At 71.4% G+C, this 17,107-nt stretch carries 17 protein-coding genes; 6 read left to right on the top strand and 11 right to left on the bottom strand.

Annotated elements, in window-relative coordinates; translation table 11 throughout:
• Window positions 1–403: 403 nt before the first annotated feature.
• A complete protein-coding gene (locus AB0E62_RS37740; protein ID WP_362204891.1) occupies window positions 404–1,054 on the bottom strand; it encodes a DNA-3-methyladenine glycosylase in 651 nt (216 codons plus the stop codon).
• A 100-nt stretch (window positions 1,055–1,154) separates the two neighbouring features.
• On the opposite strand from AB0E62_RS37740, the gene AB0E62_RS37735 reads away from it, so the two are divergent.
• The 3 genes from AB0E62_RS37735 (at window position 1,155) to AB0E62_RS37725 (ending at window position 3,195) form a co-directional block, all read left to right on the top strand.
• On the top strand, window positions 1,155–1,937 hold the full coding sequence (locus AB0E62_RS37735) for a sporulation protein (protein ID WP_362204888.1): 783 nt from the start codon (window positions 1,155–1,157) through the stop codon (window positions 1,935–1,937).
• A 44-nt stretch (window positions 1,938–1,981) separates the two neighbouring features.
• Window positions 1,982–2,521 (top strand): YbhB/YbcL family Raf kinase inhibitor-like protein, encoded by a 540-nt coding sequence (locus AB0E62_RS37730; protein WP_362204885.1) that lies wholly within the window; start codon window positions 1,982–1,984, stop codon window positions 2,519–2,521.
• Between the two features lie 167 nt (window positions 2,522–2,688).
• Window positions 2,689–3,195, top strand: a complete 507-nt coding sequence (locus AB0E62_RS37725) for an HNH endonuclease (RefSeq protein ID WP_362204882.1) — start codon at window positions 2,689–2,691, stop codon at window positions 3,193–3,195.
• 96 nt (window positions 3,196–3,291) lie between these two features.
• Here the strand turns inward: AB0E62_RS37725 and AB0E62_RS37720 are convergent, their stop codons facing one another.
• From AB0E62_RS37720 to AB0E62_RS37710, 3 genes are all read right to left on the bottom strand, one after another.
• Entirely contained in the window at window positions 3,292–4,254 is a 963-nt protein-coding gene (locus AB0E62_RS37720; protein ID WP_362204879.1) for an SPFH domain-containing protein, read from the bottom strand.
• Between the two features lie 121 nt (window positions 4,255–4,375).
• Window positions 4,376–4,804, bottom strand: coding sequence for an NfeD family protein (locus tag AB0E62_RS37715; protein WP_362204876.1), 429 nt, complete (start codon window positions 4,802–4,804; stop codon window positions 4,376–4,378).
• A gap of 60 nt (window positions 4,805–4,864) precedes the next feature.
• The gene (locus AB0E62_RS37710; protein WP_362204873.1) at window positions 4,865–5,662 is read right to left on the bottom strand and encodes an ABC transporter ATP-binding protein; all 798 of its coding nucleotides are present in this window, start codon (window positions 5,660–5,662) and stop codon (window positions 4,865–4,867) included.
• Between the two features lie 149 nt (window positions 5,663–5,811).
• Here AB0E62_RS37710 and AB0E62_RS37705 point away from each other — a divergent pair, with 149 nt between their 5' ends.
• On the top strand, window positions 5,812–6,600 hold the full coding sequence (locus AB0E62_RS37705; RefSeq protein WP_362204870.1) for a hypothetical protein: 789 nt from the start codon (window positions 5,812–5,814) through the stop codon (window positions 6,598–6,600).
• 621 nt (window positions 6,601–7,221) lie between these two features.
• On the opposite strand, the gene AB0E62_RS37700 is transcribed toward AB0E62_RS37705, so the two are convergent.
• The 3 genes from AB0E62_RS37700 to AB0E62_RS37690 form a co-directional block, all read right to left on the bottom strand.
• On the bottom strand, window positions 7,222–7,461 hold the full coding sequence (locus tag AB0E62_RS37700; RefSeq protein WP_362204897.1) for a chaplin: 240 nt from the start codon (window positions 7,459–7,461) through the stop codon (window positions 7,222–7,224).
• 123 nt (window positions 7,462–7,584) lie between these two features.
• Complete coding sequence (locus tag AB0E62_RS37695; RefSeq protein WP_362204867.1) at window positions 7,585–8,226, bottom strand: response regulator transcription factor; 642 nt, start codon at window positions 8,224–8,226, stop codon at window positions 7,585–7,587.
• Window positions 8,219–9,364 (bottom strand): GAF domain-containing sensor histidine kinase, encoded by a 1,146-nt coding sequence (locus tag AB0E62_RS37690; RefSeq protein WP_362204864.1) that lies wholly within the window; start codon window positions 9,362–9,364, stop codon window positions 8,219–8,221. The genes AB0E62_RS37695 and AB0E62_RS37690 overlap by 8 nt, the downstream gene beginning before the upstream one ends.
• 580 nt (window positions 9,365–9,944) lie before the next feature.
• On the opposite strand from AB0E62_RS37690, the gene AB0E62_RS37685 reads away from it, so the two are divergent.
• Window positions 9,945–10,682 carry a transglycosylase SLT domain-containing protein gene (locus AB0E62_RS37685; RefSeq protein ID WP_362204861.1) on the top strand — a complete coding sequence of 246 codons (738 nt, stop codon included), beginning with the start codon at window positions 9,945–9,947 and terminating at the stop codon, window positions 10,680–10,682.
• Between the two features lie 97 nt (window positions 10,683–10,779).
• On the opposite strand, the gene AB0E62_RS37680 is transcribed toward AB0E62_RS37685, so the two are convergent.
• Complete coding sequence (locus tag AB0E62_RS37680; protein ID WP_362204858.1) at window positions 10,780–13,413, bottom strand: FHA domain-containing protein; 2,634 nt, start codon at window positions 13,411–13,413, stop codon at window positions 10,780–10,782.
• A gap of 604 nt (window positions 13,414–14,017) precedes the next feature.
• On the opposite strand from AB0E62_RS37680, the gene serB reads away from it, so the two are divergent.
• Complete coding sequence (gene serB / locus AB0E62_RS37675; protein WP_362204855.1) at window positions 14,018–15,241, top strand: phosphoserine phosphatase SerB; 1,224 nt, start codon at window positions 14,018–14,020, stop codon at window positions 15,239–15,241.
• Window positions 15,242–15,420: 179 nt separating this feature from the next.
• Here serB and AB0E62_RS37670 read toward each other — a convergent pair whose 3' ends face one another.
• The 3 genes from AB0E62_RS37670 to AB0E62_RS37660 form a co-directional block, all read right to left on the bottom strand.
• Entirely contained in the window at window positions 15,421–15,939 is a 519-nt protein-coding gene (locus AB0E62_RS37670; RefSeq protein WP_362204852.1) for a histidine phosphatase family protein, read from the bottom strand.
• A 78-nt stretch (window positions 15,940–16,017) separates the two neighbouring features.
• Window positions 16,018–16,224 carry a hypothetical protein gene (locus AB0E62_RS37665; RefSeq protein ID WP_362204849.1) on the bottom strand — a complete coding sequence of 69 codons (207 nt, stop codon included), beginning with the start codon at window positions 16,222–16,224 and terminating at the stop codon, window positions 16,018–16,020.
• A 762-nt stretch (window positions 16,225–16,986) separates the two neighbouring features.
• The gene (locus tag AB0E62_RS37660) at window positions 16,987–17,106 is read right to left on the bottom strand and encodes an SGM_5486 family transporter-associated protein (RefSeq protein ID WP_359050284.1); all 120 of its coding nucleotides are present in this window, start codon (window positions 17,104–17,106) and stop codon (window positions 16,987–16,989) included.
• Window position 17,107: the final 1 nt, after the last annotated feature.

Here is a 17,107-nt window from a genome sequence, read left to right as displayed (position 1 = left end):
TCTCGGGCTTTCCTCCGGGCGCTTCCCTTCGGTCTTGCGTTTCCGACTCTATCAGATCTTTTCTCGATCCGATTTCCTCGGCGCTTTCCAGGTTCTCGCTCTCGCGTTTCCCTTTCCGGCGTTTCCGACTCTATCAGATCCTTTCGGTTCTGCTTCCCGGTCGGCGGGTTTTGCCTCGGGGTTTTCGGCTTTCGCCGTTCGCCCTTTCGACATTCACTACGTTAGCCGATTCCCTCGGAGACTCATAATCGAGTCCCACGGGTTCGAATTCGGACGCGCGGGCGCGCCTGAAACGACCCCGCTGGGGGGCTGGAGCTAGGTAGTGGGTTGGCCGCTCCGGCTGCAGGCATCGCCGTACCCGGTTCAGCGGCTCGGAATACGTTACGCACTTCGACCGGCCGCGTCAACCTCGGCGGCGCCTCGGCACATGCGCCCGGTAGGGGCTGACCGTGGGGTCGTCCGCCACCCAGTAGCGCCACGGGTGGAGGTCTCCGTCGCCGCCCTCGCCGGCGACTCCGGTACGGGGACCGCTGCGTACCTGGTCGGAGGGGATCGGGGTGCCGGTCAGTATCCGCATCGGGGTCTCGCCCGGGGCGCACGCGTCCGTGCCGTCCAGGGACCTGTCGATCCCCAGGGCCGTCGCGAGGCGGGCGGGACCCTTGGCCAGTTCCTTGTCGTTGCGGGCCGAAAGGCGTCGCTTGCGGGCCAGTTCGGCGCCCTCCACCACCTCGCCGGCGCGCAGCAGCACGGCGCTCGACCGGCCCTCGGGTCCGCAGACCAGGTTCATGCAGTGCCACATGCCGTAGGTGAAGTAGACGTACACGTGTCCGGGCGGGCCGAACATCACGGCGTTGCGGGCGGTGCGGCCCCGGTAGGCGTGCGAGCCGGGGTCGTTCTCGCCGTCGTAGGCCTCCACCTCGGTGAGGCGGACGGCGATCGGGCCGTCGGGTGTGGTCCGGACCAGGATGCGGCCGAGGAGGTCCGGGGCGACCTCCAGGACCGGGCGGTCGAAGAAGGTGCGGGGCAGTGGCGTACGGTCCGGGGGCGCGATCATGCCCTCCGAGGGTAGTGCAGTGGGCGTAGCGGCCCGGCGGAACCGGTCACGGGCGGATCGCGTTCGTACCGGTCGAGGATTCTTTCGTATAGGGAGTGTCATGGCGTTCAAGAAGCTGCTCGCGAGCCTGGGGGCCGGCGGCGCGTCGGTCGAGACGGTGCTGACCGAGGTCAACGTGGTGCCGGGCGGTGTCGTCCAGGGTGAGGTGCGGATCCAGGGCGGGTCCGTGAACCAGGCCATCGAGGGGCTGTCCGTCGGCCTGCAGGCGAAGGTCGAGGTGGAGAGCGGCGACCAGGAGTACAAGCAGGACATCGAGTTCACGAAGGTGCGGCTCGGCGGTGCCTTCGAGCTCCAGGCGGGTGCCGTGCACGCGGTGCCGTTCGGGCTGGAGATTCCCTGGGAGACGCCCGTCACCATGATCGACGGTCAGGCGCTGCACGGGATGAACATCGGTGTGACCACCGAGCTGGCGATCGCGCGGGCCGTGGACTCCGGTGACCTGGACCCGATCAACGTGCACCCGCTGCCGGCGCAGAAGGCGATCCTGGACGCCTTCATCCAGCTGGGCTTCCGTTTCAAGAGCGCGGACATGGAGCGCGGTCTCATCCGGGGCACGCGGCAGAAGCTGCCGTTCTACCAGGAGATCGAGTTCTTCCCGCCGACGCAGTACCGGGGCCTGAACCAGGTCGAGCTGAGCTTCGTGGCGGACGAGCACGCGATGGACGTCGTGCTGGAGATGGACAAGAAGCCCGGTCTGTTCAGCGAGGGCTCGGACACCTACCGGTCCTTCCAGGTGGGGCTGAACGACTGGCAGGGGACCGACTGGGCGGCGTACCTCAACCAGTGGCTGTCCGAAGTCGGCAGCAAGCGCAACTGGTTCTAGGCTCGGAACTGCTGGTTCCAGATCATCGATCAGGAGGTACCGAGGTGACCGAGCTGAAGCGGCGGCCGCTCCCCCATGACTTCCATCCGCCCGTGCCGTCGTTCACGGTGACGAGCGAGGACGTCAAGGAGGGCGCCACGCTGGGGAGCGCCCAGGTGTACGCGGAGGGCAACACGTCGCCGCAACTGCGCTGGGAGGGGTTCCCGCCGGAGACCAAGAGTTTCGCCGTGACGTGCTACGACCCGGACGCGCCGACCGGCAGCGGGTTCTGGCACTGGGTCCTGTTCGACATCCCGGCCTCGGTGACCGAGCTGCCGGCGGGTGCGGGCGGCGACGCGTTCGAGGGGCTGCCCGAGGGGGCCGTGCACGCGCGGAACGACTACGGGTCGAAGGACTTCGGCGGCGCCGCTCCGCCGCCCGGGGACGGCCCGCACCGGTACGTCTTCACGGTGTACGCGGTGGACCAGGAGAAACTGGGTCCGGACGCGGACGCGTCGCCGGCCGTGGTCGGCTTCAATCTGCGGTTCCACACGATCGCGCGTGCCCAGCTGATCGGTGAGTACGGGATTCCCGCGGAGGGCTGAGCGCCTCGGCGTGCTCCAGTCCGGCGTTCACTGAACGTTTGCCCGCCTCTGGTCTTGGAAGTGATCGGAGGCGGGCATTTTTATTGCGTTGTCCATCTCGGCGTGCCCGTCCAGAGTTGATCCAAGCCCGCCGGGGGGTGGGCAGGCGCACACGGGAGGTGGGCTGGATGCGTGACACGTTGGTCCTGAACGCGAGTTTCGAGCCGCTGTCGACGGTGTCCCTGAACCGAGCCGTGGTCCTGGTGCTCCAGGACAAGGCCGTGGTCGAACAGGCCCACCCCGAGCTGCGGATGCGCGGTGCGGATGTGGACATCCCCGCGCCCCGGGTGATCCGGCTGTGCCGGTACGTACGGGTGCCGTTCCGAAGACGAGCCCCGTGGTCGCGGCGGGGGGTGCTGGTGCGGGACCGGCACCGGTGCGCGTACTGCGGGCGCCGGGCCACGACCGTGGACCATGTGGTGCCGCGGGCGCAGGGCGGGCAGGACACCTGGCTGAACACGGTGGCCGCGTGTGCGGAGGACAATCACCGCAAGGCGAACCGGACTCCGGAGGAGGCCGGGATGACGCTGCTGCGGCAGCCTTTCGAACCCACGCCCGCGGACGCGATGTTGCTCTCCCTGGGGCAGGACGAATTCGCCGCGCTGCCCGAGTGGCTCGCCCGGGACGCGGCCTGAACGGCTGCCGGGCGCTGTCCGTCGGCGGCCGGGGGCCGGTACCGGCCCCTCGCTCGGTTTCCCGCGCCCCTCGCGGGGCGCGGGCGGGAGCCGCGTTCAGTCGATCGGGGGCTTCTCCCGGCGCTCCGTACCGCCGTTGGAGCCATGGGAGCCGTTGTTGCCGCTGTTGCCCGAACCGCCGCCCAGGTTGCCGAAGTTGCCCATGGCTCCGGAGAGGCCCTTGAGGGCGTCGCCGATTTCGCTGGGGACGATCCAGAGCTTGTTGGCGTCGCCTTCGGCGATCTTCGGGAGCATCTGGAGGTACTGGTAAGACAGCAGCTTCTGGTCCGGGTCGCCGGCGTGGATGGCCTCGAAGACCGTGCGGACGGCCTGGGCCTCGCCCTCGGCGCGCAGCGCGGCGGCCTTGGCCTCACCCTCGGCGCGCAGGATCTGGGACTGCTTCTCGCCCTCGGCGCGCAGGATCTCCGACTGCCGTACACCTTCGGCCTGGAGGATCGCGGCGCGCTTGTCCCGGTCGGCGCGCATCTGCTTCTCCATCGAGTCCTGGATGGAGGTGGGCGGTTCGATGGCCTTCAGCTCCACGCGGTTGACGCGGATGCCCCACTTGCCGGTGGCCTCGTCCAGGACGCCGCGCAGGGCCGCGTTGATCTCCTCGCGGGAGGTCAGGGTCCGTTCGAGGTCCATGCCGCCGATGATGTTGCGCAGGGTGGTGACGGTGAGCTGCTCGATCGCCTGGATGTAGCTGGCGACCTCGTAGGTGGCGGCCCGGGCGTCGGTGACCTGGTAGTAGATGACCGTGTCGATGTTCACGACCAGGTTGTCCTGGGTGATCACCGGCTGCGGCGGGAACGGTACGACCTGTTCGCGCAGGTCGATGCGGTTGCGGATGGTGTCGATGAACGGGACCACGATGTTGAGGCCCGCGTTCAGTGTCCGTGTGTAGCGGCCGAAGCGCTCGACGATGGCGGCGCTGGCCTGTGGGATGACTTGGATCGTCTTGATCAGGGCGATGAAGACCAACACCACCAGGATGATCAGGACGATGATGACCGGTTCCATCGTCGCTCCCCGTACCCTTCTCCGCCTCGGCGCCTTCGGCAGATCTCGTCTGTTGAGGATCTTGCTGGTCGAGTCTGTCAGACCGTCGCGCGACTCGTGAGCCGTTCCCCGTGAGTTGTCCTCACAGGACGATCGCGGTGGCCCCTTCGATGTCCACGACGTCCACCTCCTGGCCGACTTCGTAGGCGCGGCCGGTGTCGAGGGCCCGGGCCGACCAGACCTCTCCGGCGAGCTTGATGCGGCCGCCGGACGCGTCGACCCGTTCCAGGACGACGGCCTGCCTGCCCTTCAATGCCTCGATCCCGGTGGTGAGTTGGGGCCGTTGCGCGCTGTGCCGGGCGGCGATGGGCCGGACGACTGCGATGAGGGCGACGGAGACGATGACGAACGCGAGGACCTGGATGACGGCGTCGAAGCCGAGGGCGGAGGCGACCGCCGCCGCCACGGCTCCCACCGCGAGCATGCCGAACTCCGGCATGGCGGTGACCACGAGCGGGATTCCCAGTGCCGCCGCGCCGACGAGCCACCACACCCATGCGTCGATGTTCACATGGTCATGGTAGGGCCGTGGCCGGGCGGCGGACAGGGCGCGCAGGGGGGAGCGGCGGGGTCAGGACAGGGGCAGGCCCTGGGCGGTCCAGCGGTCGCCGACCTGCTCGACGACGAGCGGGAGGCCGAAGCAGAGGGAGAGGTTGCGGGAGGTCAGTTCCAGCTCGACGGGGCCGGCGGCGAGGACCTTGCCCTGGCGGATCATGAGGACGTGGGTGAACCCGGGGGCGATCTCCTCGACGTGGTGCGTGACCATGATCATCGAGGGGGCGATGGGGTCGCGGGCGAGCCGGCCGAGGCGGCGGACCAGGTCCTCGCGGCCGCCGAGGTCGAGGCCGGCGGCGGGCTCGTCCAGCAGGAGCAGCTCGGGGTCGGTCATCAGGGCGCGGGCGATCAGGGTGCGCTTGCGCTCGCCCTCGGAGAGGGTGCCGAACTTGCGGTCCAGGAAGTCGCTCATGCCGAGGCGGTCGAGGAAGGCGCGGGCGCGCTGCTCGTCCACGTCCTCGTACTCCTCCTGCCAGCCGGCGGTCATGCCGTAGGCGGCGGTGAGGACGGTCTGCAGGACGGTCTGGCGCTTGGGGAGCTTGTCGGCCATGGCCATGCCGGCCATGCCGATGCGGGGGCGCAGCTCGAAGACGTCGGTGCCGGGCTTGCCGAGGGTCTCGCCGAGGATGGTGGCGGTGCCGTTGCTGGGGTAGAGGTAGCTGGAGGCGACGTTCAGGAGGGTGGTCTTGCCGGCGCCGTTGGGGCCGAGGATGACCCAGCGCTCGCCCTCCTTCACCGACCAGGAGACCTGGTCCACCAGAGCCCGGCCCTCGCGGACCACGGATACGTCCTGAAGCTCCAGAACATCGCTCATGAGCGCGTTGTCTCCCCTTGCAGTGTGGCCGGTCTCGGCTGTCGCGTACGCCTGTGACTGGGGTCCCGCGCCGGTGGGCGCAGCCCTTATGAAATCTACGCCACGAGTGCCCCGCTCCATTCCATCGGTCCGGTCCTTAGGGTGGGGGCATGCTCTCGGAACCGCGTTCAGGACGCCTCGCAGCTTGGGGAAACGCCCTTTTGGCCGGACTTGTCGCTCCGGATGACGCCGCCCTCGCCATCGTGGGCGAGGACGCGGTGCACCGCGTGGAAGGGCTGCCCGGTGAGCCCGCGCCGGTCGGGCTGACGCTCGCGCTGGGACGGCTGCGGGCGCTGGGGGTGGCCGGGCTGCGGGTGGCGCTGCCGGCGCCGGGGCATCCGCTGGGTCTGAGCGGTCCGCCGGAGTTCAACGCGCGGGCGCTGGAGGCCGAGGAGGCGGTCGTGTGCCACGGCGCCGCGTTCGGGCTGGTGCCGGAGGTGTACGAGGCCGGTCCCGAGGGCGATGTGCATGCCGAGGTGGTCTGGCGGGTGCTGCCGGTGCGCGAGGCTCCGCCGGCCGACGTGCCGTCGCTGGGCGAGGCGGAGCGGGAGCTGGCCGAGGCACTGCGGGAGGCGACCGAGGTGCTGTCGAAGCTGGACGTCGCCGGGTCGGGTCCGGTGGCGGAGGCGGCGATCGACGCGTACCGGGCGCGGGCCGAGCGTGGCCGGGAGGTACTGGCACCGGGGTACCCGCCGCGTGCGGTACGGGTGCTGGAGCTGGCGCAGCGGGTGGGGCTGCTGGTGTCCCTGGCGTACGGCAACGGGCACGGGGGCGCGGTCAGCTCCGCCGAGATGCGGGCGCGGGCCGAGGCACTGAGACCGGTGGAACGGACGGCCCGGCGGGCGCAGGTGGCGGCGTACAACGCGTATGTGGAGGAACGGGAGCGCGGCGCGCGCTGACCGCACGCTGGCCGGTGGCGCCGGACGCGGAACGCGGTGATCGTCCGGCGGGACGTGGCCGACGGAAGCTCCGGGCGCGGTGCCAGCACTGGCCCGCCGGGACGCCGGGCGCGGTGAGCGGGCGGCCGGGACGCGGCCCCGAAGGAGCGGTGCCATGCGCCGGGCACAGCAACCCTCTGGAACCCTCTGGGACGGGAGACGGCCGACCGCAGCGCGAGGGCGTATGACCCGTCCGGCGAGACATGGCCGACGGAAGCTCCGGGCGCAGTGCCAGCACTGGCCCGCCGGGACGCCGGGCGCGGTGAGCGGGCGTCCGGGACGCGGCCCCGTAGGAACTGGGGCACGCGGCACCGGTCGCGGCCGGCCAGGCAACCGACGCAAGCTCCAAGGCGGTGCCATACGCCAGCCGGGACACGGCCCGGCAGAACGCCGGGCACAGCGACCCTCCGGACGGGAGACGGCCGACCGCAGCGCGAGGGCGTATGACCCGTCCGCCGGGACGCGGCCGACGGAAACCTCGTGCGCAGTGCCAGCACTGGCCCACCGGGACGTGGTGAGCGGGCGTCCGGGGCAGGCAGGCCTCCCGGGGGCGGGAGGCCTGGGGGTGACGTCCGGCTCTGGTCAGCCGTTGAGGCCGGGGTTGCCGAAGGCCGGGTTCAGCGCGCCGATGACGTTCACGCTGTTGCCGACCGCGTTCACCGGGACGTGCACCGGCACCTGGACGGCGTTGCCCGAGACGGCGCCCGGGGACCCGGCGGCCTGGCCGGCGGCGCCGCTCTCGGCGGAGGCGAGGCCCGCGCCGGCGGCGACCAGGCCGCCCGCCGCCATCGTCACGGCCGCTGCCTTCTTCAGGTTCTTCATTGTCTGCCCCTCCTGGGTGTCCACCGCGGCGATCACCGCGGCACGCACGGGAGAACGCCGGAGATCACCGAAGGATGCGCCATCCGGGTGACATTCCCACGACGGTATGAATCTCAGCCCGGTTCAGCCGGCCACGCCGTGGCGTACGGCCCACAGCGCGGCCTGGGTGCGGTCGGCGAGGTCGAGCTTCATGAGGATGTTGGAGACGTGCGTCTTGACGGTCTTCTCGGACAGCACGAGGGCGCGTGCTATCTCCCGGTTGGAACGGCCGTCCGCGATCAGGCCGAGCACCTCGCGCTCCCGCTCGGTGAGCGAGCCTCCCCGGCCCGACCCGCCGCCCGCCTCCTCCCGGGCGAGCAGGGCGTCGGCGACCTCCGGCTGGAGCAGGACGTGTCCGGCGTGCACGGAGCGGATGGCGCCGGCGAGGGCGTCGGGGTCCACGTCCTTGTAGACGTATCCGGCGGCGCCCGCGCGCAGGGCCGGGACGACCGTGCGCTGCTCGGTGAAGCTCGTGACGATCAGCACGCGCGCGCGGTTGCCGAGTTCGCGCAGTCTGCGCAGCGCGTCGATGCCGTCCATGCCCGGCATCTTGATGTCCATGAGGACGATGTCGGGCCGCAGTTCCTCGGCGCGGGCGACGCCCTCGGCGCCGTCGGCCGCCTCGCCGACGACCTCTATGTCGTCCTGCACCTCCAGGAAGGTGCGCAGGCCCCGGCGGACGACCTGGTGGTCGTCGACCAGCAGCACCTTGATCGGTTCACCCACCGGGGACCTCCATCTCGATCGTGGTGCCCTTGCCGGGCGCCGATTCCACGGTCAGCGAGCCGCCGACGCCACTGGCCCGGTCCCGCATGGAGACCAGGCCGAGGTGGCGTCCGGCGCGGCGGACCGCCGTGGGGTCGAAGCCGCTGCCGTCGTCGGTGACGCGCAGGACGGCGCCGCAGCCGCGCCGCCCCACGCTCACGTCGACGTGTGCCGCGCCGGAGTGGCGCAGGGCGTTGTGCAGGGCCTCCTGGGCGACCCGGAGCATGGCCTCCTCCTGGGACGCGGGCAGGGCGCGCAGGCCGGTGCCGGTGAAGGTCACCCGGGCGGTGTGGGCGCGGTCGAGGACCTGTATCTGGGTGCGCAGGGTGGCGACCAGGCCGTCCTCCTCCAGCGCGGCGGGCCGCAGCTCCACGACCGCGGCGCGCAGTTCGTCGGCGGCCTCGGCGGCGAGCGAGGCGACCTGGTGGAGTTCGCCCTTGGCGCGGGTGGGGTCGCGGTCGATCAGTGCCGCCGCGGCCTGGGCGGTCAGCCGCAGTGAGAACAGCTTCTGGCTGACCGCGTCGTGCAGCTCGTGGGCGAGGCGGGAGCGTTCCTCGGCGATGGTCAGTTCGCGGCTGCGCTCGTAGAGCCGGGCGTTGGTGAGGGCGATGGCGGCGTGCTGGGCGAGGATGGCGAGCAGTTCCTCGTCGTCCCGGGTGAAGCCGCAGCTTCCCTCCGGTTTGGGGCAGCGCTTGTTCGCGAGGAAGAGCGCCCCGATGACCTCCTCGCCGTCCCTGATCGGCAGGCCGAGGAAGTCGGCCAGGTCGGGGTGGGCGTCCGGCCAGCCCCCGAAGCGGGGGTCCTTGCGCACGTCGGCGAGGCGCTCGGCCTTCGCCTCGTGCAGCATCGCGGCGAGGATGCCGTGCTGGCGCGGGAGCGGGCCGATCGCACGCCACTGTTCCTCGCTGACGCCGTCGACGACGAACTGGGCGAAGCCGCCGTGGTCGTCGGGGACGCCGAGGGCGGCGTACTGCGCGTCGAGCAGTTCGCGGGCGGAGGCGACGATCGTCTTGAGGACGTCGCGCACCTCCAGATGCCTGCTCATGGCCAGCAGCGCGGAACTCACCGCGGCGAGGCCGGACCGGGGGCCTTGACTCATGTCCTCACGGTACCGGCGGGGTCCGACAGCCCGGATCGGCCCGGTGTCGGCGGGGGCTGGTCCGGTGGTCCTAGGGCGGGCGGAGGAGCCGGTGTCGCGGCGGCCACACCTACCCGCGCGCGCGTGAGGGCCGTGTCCGCGGGGGCACAGTGGCGGGGCCGGGATCCGCCGGGTGCGGGAGGAGGCGCGGGCGGGCTCTGCCTCGGGGAGGAGTCCGGCGCCGGGCGTCTCGTCCCTGAGGAGGAGAACCCTCACGCTGAGCATTGCGATGGCAACTGCTCGTGAGAGCACCCGGCCTTGCATGTGAGCCCGAGCATAGGGTCTACATCACGTACGAAGGCGCATAGGAGATGCACCCGCCCGCATGAACGGGATCGACGGTCCCGTCTGTCCTATTTTGCCCTTCCCTGATCCACTATCCCGGATCGTAGGTCACACCTTTGCCTGGGCATTTTGCGCCCGCTAAGAATTGCCTCGTCGCTCAGCGCCGCGGTTCGCACCGCGGCGTTCGTGCGGGAGGAGCCGATTCCCCCGGCGGACGCAGGAGCGACCTCCGCGCTATCGAAGAGGTCCATCAGCCATGCCCAAGAACATCCTCAACCGTGCTCATAGTCGTACGCTGCCCAAACAGCGGCGGATCGCCGCCGTCGCGGGTGTCGCCGCGTTCGGCACCGCCGCCGTCGCCCTGTCGGCCGGCCTCGGCCACGACGGCACGGTCACCACGGGTGCCCCGGCCACGACCACGCAGGTCGCCTCCGGTGTCGTACTGAAGAACGTCAAGGGCACCCTCACCGGCCCGCACGCCGCCGACAACGTCAAGCTCGACTTCCTCGCGGCGCGGAAGAAGGCCGTCGACGCCGCTGCCGCCGACCAGGCCGGCAAGGCCGCCGCGCAGAAGCGGGCCGCCCGCGAGGCCGTGCGGAAGCACTCCGCCGACCAGGCCGCCACCCGCTCCACCCAGCGCCTGGACGTCCAGCCGGTCGCCGCCAAGACGTACTCCAACAACCTCGACGGCTGGATCCGGCAGGCCCTGTCGATCATGAGGACCAAGGGCATCCCGGGCAGCTACAGCGGGCTGCACCGCAACATCATGCGGGAGTCCTCCGGCAACCCCCTCGCCATCAACAACTGGGACGTCAACGCCGTCAACGGCATCCCGTCGAAGGGCCTGCTCCAGGTCATCCCGCCGACCTTCAGCGCCTACCACGTCGCCGGCACGTCCTGGAACATCTACGACCCGGTCGCCAACATCACCGCCGCCGCCAACTACGCGGCCCACCGGTACGGCTCGATCGACAACGTCAACAGCGCGTACTGAGGCCTGGGCGCGGGACCTCAGCGACGCAAGCGCCGAAGGGCGGCACCCCGGGACCGGGGTGCCGCCCTTCGGCGTCGTGCGGGAGGGACGGGCGCGGTTACTTGCGCATGACCTCCGGCTCGTGGCGGCGCAGGAAGCGGGAGACGAAGAAGCCGCAGACCGCACCGAGCGCGAGCAGCACGAACATGTCCAGGGCCCAGGCCGAGGCGGCGTGGTCCCACAGCGGGTCGGTGCTGCCCGGGTCGTCGGTGTTCGGGGCGATGGCGTTGAAGTCCAGCGTGGTACCGGCCGCGGCCACCGCCCAGCGGGACGGCATCAGGTACGAGAACTCGTTCACGCCGAGCGTGCCGTGCAGGGTGAACAGGCAGCCGGTGAAAACGACCTGGACGATCGCGAACATCACCAGCAGCGGCATGGTCTTCTCGGCGGTCTTCACCAGCGAGGAGATCACCAGGCCGACCATCATCGAGGTGAAGCCCAGCGCCATGACCGGCAGGCACAGCTCGACCAGCGTGGAGCCGCCGAGCACCAGGCCCTCGGCGGGGATCTCGCGGCTGGAGAAGCCGATGATGCCGACGAGCAGGCCCTGGAACATGGTGACGGCGCCGAGCACGACCACCTTGGACATCAGGTACGCCGAGCGGGACAGGCCGGTCGCGCGCTCCCGCTCGTAGATCACCCGCTCCTTGATCAGCTCACGGACCGAGTTCGCGGCGCCGGCGAAGCACGCGCCGACGGCCAGGATCAGCAGGACCGTGGTGGCGGTGCCGTTCGGGGAGGGCAGGTGGGTCTTGGGGTTGACCGGGTTCGGCAGCAGTCCGCGGTCGTGCTGGATCAGCAGGCTGACCGCGCCGATGACCGCCGGGAGCAGCACCGTCAGCGCCAGGAAGCCCTTGTCGGACGCGATGACCGCGACATAGCGCCGGATCAGGGTCATCAGCTGTGAGGCCCAGCTCTGCGGCTTGGGCGGCCTCAGCGCCTGCGGCAGGGGTATGGGACCGGTCTGCGGGGCGACGGAGTCGATCTCCGCCGCGTACATCTGGTAGTGCTGCGAGCCCTTCCAGCGGCCCGCCCAGTCGTAGTCGCGGTAGTTCTCGAAGGCGGAGAAGACATCGGCCCAGCTGTCGTAGCCGAAGAAGTTCAGTGCCTCCTCGGGCGGGCCGAAGTAGGCGACCGCACCGCCCGGCGCCATGACCAGGAGCTTGTCGCACAACGCCAGCTCGGCCACCGAGTGGGTGACGACGAGGACCGTACGGCCGTCGTCGGCGAGGCCGCGCAGCAGTTGCATGACGTCCCGGTCCATGCCCGGGTCGAGACCTGAGGTCGGCTCGTCCAGGAAGATCAGCGACGGCTTGGTGAGCAGCTCCAGGGCGACCGAGACGCGCTTGCGCTGGCCGCCGGAGAGGGAGGTGACCTTCTTGTCCTTGTGGACGTCGAGCTTCAGCTCGCGCAGCACCTCGTCGATGCGGGCGTCGCGCTCCTTCGCCGTGGTGTCGGCGGGGAAGCGCAGCTTGGCCGCGTACTTCAGGGCCTTCTTCACGGTCAGCTCGCGGTGCAGGATGTCGTCCTGCGGCACCAGGCCGATGCGCTGGCGCAGCTCGGCGAACTGCTTGTACAGGTTCCGGTTGTCGTACAGCACCTCGCCCTGGTTGGCGGGCCGGTACCCGGTGAGCGCCTTGAGCAGGGTGGACTTGCCGGAGCCGGACGGGCCGATCACGGCGATCAGCGACTTCTCGGGGACGCCGAAGGAGACGTCTTTGAGGATCTGCTTGCCGCCGTCGACCGTGACGGTCAGGTGGCGGGCCGAGAAGGAGACCTCACCGGTGTCGACGAACTCCTCGAGGCGGTCGCCGACGATCCGGAAGGTGGAGTGGCCGACGCCGACGATGTCGGCCGGCCCGAGCTGTACGGTGCCGCCCTTCGGGATCGGCTGGCCGTTGACGTAGGTGCCGTTGTGCGAGCCGAGGTCGCGGATCTCGAAGCGGCCGTCGGGCGTGGCGTGGAACTCGGCGTGGTTGCGGGAGACCTGGAGGTCGGAGACGACCAGGTCGTTCTCCAGGGCACGGCCGATGCGCATCACGCGGCCGAGCGCGAACTGGTGGAACGTGGTCGGGCTGCGGTCGCCGTGGACCGGCGGCGCCCCCGCGCCGGCACCGGGCGTCTTCTGGACGTACTGCTCGGCGGGCCCGGCCTGCTGCCAGTCCGCGTGCGGGGCCTGCGGCTGGACCGGGGCCTGATGGGGTACGGCCTGGTGGGGAACGGGCTGGTGGTGGGCCGGTGCCTGCTGCGGTACGGCCTGGTGGTGGGCCGGTGCCTGGTGGGCGGGGACCTGGCCGGGCACGGCCTGCTGGGCCCAGTCGGGGGCGCCGGGGCTCTGGGGGGCGTACGGTGCCGCGGACTGCGGCGGCGGCTCCTGGGCGGGGCCTCCGACCGGCACGGCGGCCGGCGAGAAGGTCACCCGCGGGCCGTCGGTCGCGTTGCCGAGGTGCACCGACGAGCCGGGGACGATCTCCGTGTACCGGACCCGCAGGCCCTGGGCGTACGTGCCGTTCGTGCTGCCGTGGTCCTCGATGACCCAGGTCTGGCCGTTGAAGCTGACCGTCGCGTGCCGCCAGGAGACCCTGGCGTCGTCGAAGACGATGTCACCCTGCGGATCACGGCCGAGGGTGTAGGGCCTGGACGGGTCGAGCGTCCAGGTCCGTCCGTTTGATTCCAGTACGAGTTCCGGCACTCCATGCCCCACTGAGTTGTCCCCCGAATTACCCCCGTCGCGGGGAGTCTAGGGATGTCGAACATCGTGGGGAACTATTCCAGGCGCGGCCCCCTGGCCGAAACCCGGGCCTTGCCGAACAGCCCCTCAGGCACTCCGATTCGCCCTGGTGACGGGGGCGAAACCGGGCCGGAGCGCGCAATCGCGGCGAGGGGAGCACACGACCCGCGTCCGTCCGGTGCCTGGTCCTGTCGTGATCCTCCCTCCCCGCTTGTCCGCGCGGGGAGTTGCGGAGGAGGGCGGGTGGTGGCCGGTCTGGTTCCCGTCCGGCGAGGCGTAGTGGCCGCGGGCCGGTGCCGGGCCGCGGATGGCCGTTCGGCGGCCGGCGTGGCACGCTCGGGGTGCGGGCGCCGTCCCGGATACGGCGCCGCCGTCCCGGATACGGCGCCGCCGTCCCGGATACGGGCGCCGCCGGCCCGAGTACGGGCGCCGCCGTCCCGGGTACGGGCGCCGCGTGACCCCCGGCCGCAAGGTCCCCGACACCGGGCCGTCGGCCGTTGTTCCGTGTCCGTCAGGCGGACCTCGGCGGCGGGAGGCACTGGGTGCCGGATACGGTGGTGACACCATGAGCGCTTCGCAGACCTCCGCTTCGCAGACCTCCGAGGTCCCCACCCTCCTTGTCAAGATCTTCGGCAAGGACCAGCCGGGCATCACGGCGGGTCTCTTCGACACCCTCGCCGCCTACCTCGTCGACGTGGTCGACATCGAGCAGGTCGTCACCCGGGGCCGGCTGGTGCTGTGCGCCCTGGTCACCCAGCCGCCGGCCGGTCTGGAGGGCGACCTGCGGGCCACCGTGCACAGCTGGGCCGAGTCGATGAAGATGCAGGCCGAGATCATCTCCGGACACGGCGACAACCGTCCGCGCGGCCTCGGGCGCTCCCTGGTGACCGTGCTGGGCCACCCGCTCACCGCCGAGTCGACGGCCGCCATCGCCGCCCGGATCGCGAAGGCCGGCGGCAACATCGACCGTATCTTCCGGCTCGCCAAGTACCCGGTGACGGCGGTCGAGTTCGCCGTCTCCGGTGTGGAGACCGGACCGCTGCGCACGGCTCTGGCCTCCGACGCCGCGGCACTGGGTGTCGACATCGCGGTGGTCTCGGCGGGTCTGCACCGGCGCGCCCAGCGGCTGGTCGTCATGGACGTGGACTCGACCCTGATCCAGGACGAGGTCATCGAGCTGTTCGCGGCGCACGCCGGCTGCGAGGACCAGGTGGCCGAGGTGACGGCCGCGGCGATGCGCGGGGAACTGGACTTCGAGCAGTCGCTGCACGCGCGTGTGGCCCTGCTGGAGGGGCTGGACGCGTCGGTGGTGGAGAAGGTGCGCGAGCAGGTCCGGCTCACGCCGGGCGCGCGCACCCTGATCCGCACCCTGAAGCGGCTCGGCTACCAGGTCGGGGTCGTCTCCGGTGGCTTCACCCAGGTCACCGACGATCTCCGGGAGCGGCTGGGTCTGGACTTCGCGCAGGCCAACACGCTGGAGATCGTCGACGGCAAGCTGACCGGCCGGGTCGTCGGCGAGATCGTGGACCGGGCGGGCAAGGCGCGGCTGCTGCGCCGGTTCGCCGCGGAGGCCGGGGTTCCGCTGGCGCAGACGGTGGCGATCGGTGACGGCGCCAACGATCTGGACATGCTGAACGCGGCGGGCCTGGGCGTGGCCTTCAACGCCAAGCCGGTGGTACGGGAGGCGGCGCACACGGCGGTGAACTTCCCCTTCCTGGACACGGTCCTCTACCTCCTCGGCATCACCCGGGAAGAGGTCGAGGCGGCGGACACGCACGACGAGAGCTGAAGCGGACCGGGCGCGACCGGGTCGCTCCACCGGGTAGGTACGGACGGGCCCGGGCCGCCTGCGTTCGGGCACTGAAGGTCCGGTCACCGATGGTTACGCGTGGGGTGCCCGGCCGGCTGCCGTTCCGCCCTCAGGAGGGCCCGGCAGCCCGCCCGGGTGCCGGGCCCTCCGGCGCCGGGTCACTCGGAGGGGGCCCAGTAGTCCGTGAGCGTGGCCACCCCGGGCTCGAGGCCCTTCCAGTGGCCGTCGAAGGAGAGCAGGGCGAAGGCGGCGGCGGGGAAGCCACGGCGGTTCATCCGGGCGCGCGCGTCCCCCTCTGCGGAGCCGGCCAGGATGTCGGCCAGACCGTGGGCGCCCGGGTTGTGGCCGATGAGGATCACGCTGCGCACCTCGTCGGGCAGCTCGTTGAGCACGGCGATCAGCTCACCGGGCGAGGCCTCGTAGATCCGCTCCTCATAGACGGTCTTCGGCCGGTGCGGCAGCTCCTGGACGGCGAGTTTCCAGGTCTCGCGGGTGCGGACCGCCGTGGAGCACAGGGCCAGGTCGAAGGTGACGCCGGTGTCGGCCAGTTTGCGTCCGGCGGCGGGGGCGTCCATGCGTCCTCGCTCGGCGAGTGGGCGCTCGTGGTCGGCGACCTGGGGCCAGTCGGCCTTCGCGTGCCGGAAGACGACGATCCTGCGGGGTTCTGCGACGCTCATGAGATCCAGCTTCGCATGAAAGGGGCCACCCGGCGCAGGGAGTTGACATGCGGATTCACCGCGCGAGGGGGCTTGCCGTCAGCGCGCGGCGAGCTGCTGGACGCGCTCCAGCAACCGCGCGATCGCCGGGTCCCCGCCGGCCGCATGGGCCTCCGACGGGTTGAGTATCAGCGCGAGCAGCGCGACGAAGGCGAGGGCGGGCAGGGCGAGCGCCCACCAGGGCAGCCGGGTGTCGACGTCGCCCGTGGTCGCCGGGTGGGGCCGGGAGTGGGTGCGGGCCGCCATGGTCGCCTCCGTGCGTGAGTCTTCGAGGTCCGGGACCGCCTCTCGCGGTCACACCTCGAAGCTACGGAATCCGGGGCCGCCAACCCATCCGGATTCCCACCCACTTGACCCTGACCCTGACCCCCTAGGGGATGGGGGGCCAGCCCCACCATCATCCCGGAGAGAACCGGCACGGGCAGGGAAGCCCGGCGGGAAAACCGGCAGGGCCGGAGAGCCGGAGAGAGACCGGAGGGCCTGGAGAACCGGCGAAACCGGCGGATCGGCGGAACCGGAGAGAGCCGGCGAGGGCCGGGGAAGGCCGGCGAGGGCCGGGGAACCGATCGAACCAGCGGAGCAGCGGGCCGGAGACCCGGCGGGACCGAAGGACCCGGCGGGGACGGGCGGCGGAGCTGCGGGGACCGGCGGAGCTGCGGGGAGCGGGGAACCGGCAGGAGCGAACCAAAACAGCCCGCGGAAGCCGGAAGATCCGGTAAGCCCCGACCGCGGGCGATCCGCGACGACCGGACCACCCGACACGGCCAGGCGCCCCGGCCCCGAGGGACCCGGCCCCGGGGACCCAGCCCGGAGGGACCCGCCCCCTCGGAGAGAACGGCCGGTCCGGAGGCACCGGACCACCCGAGGCACCGGACCACCCGAGGCACCGGACCACCCGGAGGGCCGGACCATTCACAGGCGCCCGACCACCCGCAGGGCCCGGCCGTCAAGAAGGGCAGGTGTCCCGGAAGCGCCGGGCCGCCCGGGACCCGGCAGAACGCCCCGGGGTCACGGGGACGCGATCGTTGCCACCACGGCGATGATCACGAAGATGGCGAGGAACGAGCCGAAGACGAGCAGCATCTTCTTCTGGCCGTTTCGCGGGTTCGGGTCGAGCACAGGCTGCATG

Origin of the sequence: Streptomyces sp. NPDC038707, assembly GCF_040636485.1 — a bacterium.
In the GTDB taxonomy this organism is placed as follows: Bacteria; Actinomycetota; Actinomycetes; order Streptomycetales; family Streptomycetaceae; genus Streptomyces.
Note: the sequence above shows the minus strand (reverse complement) of the source record. Positions and strands in the feature narration are given on the sequence as shown.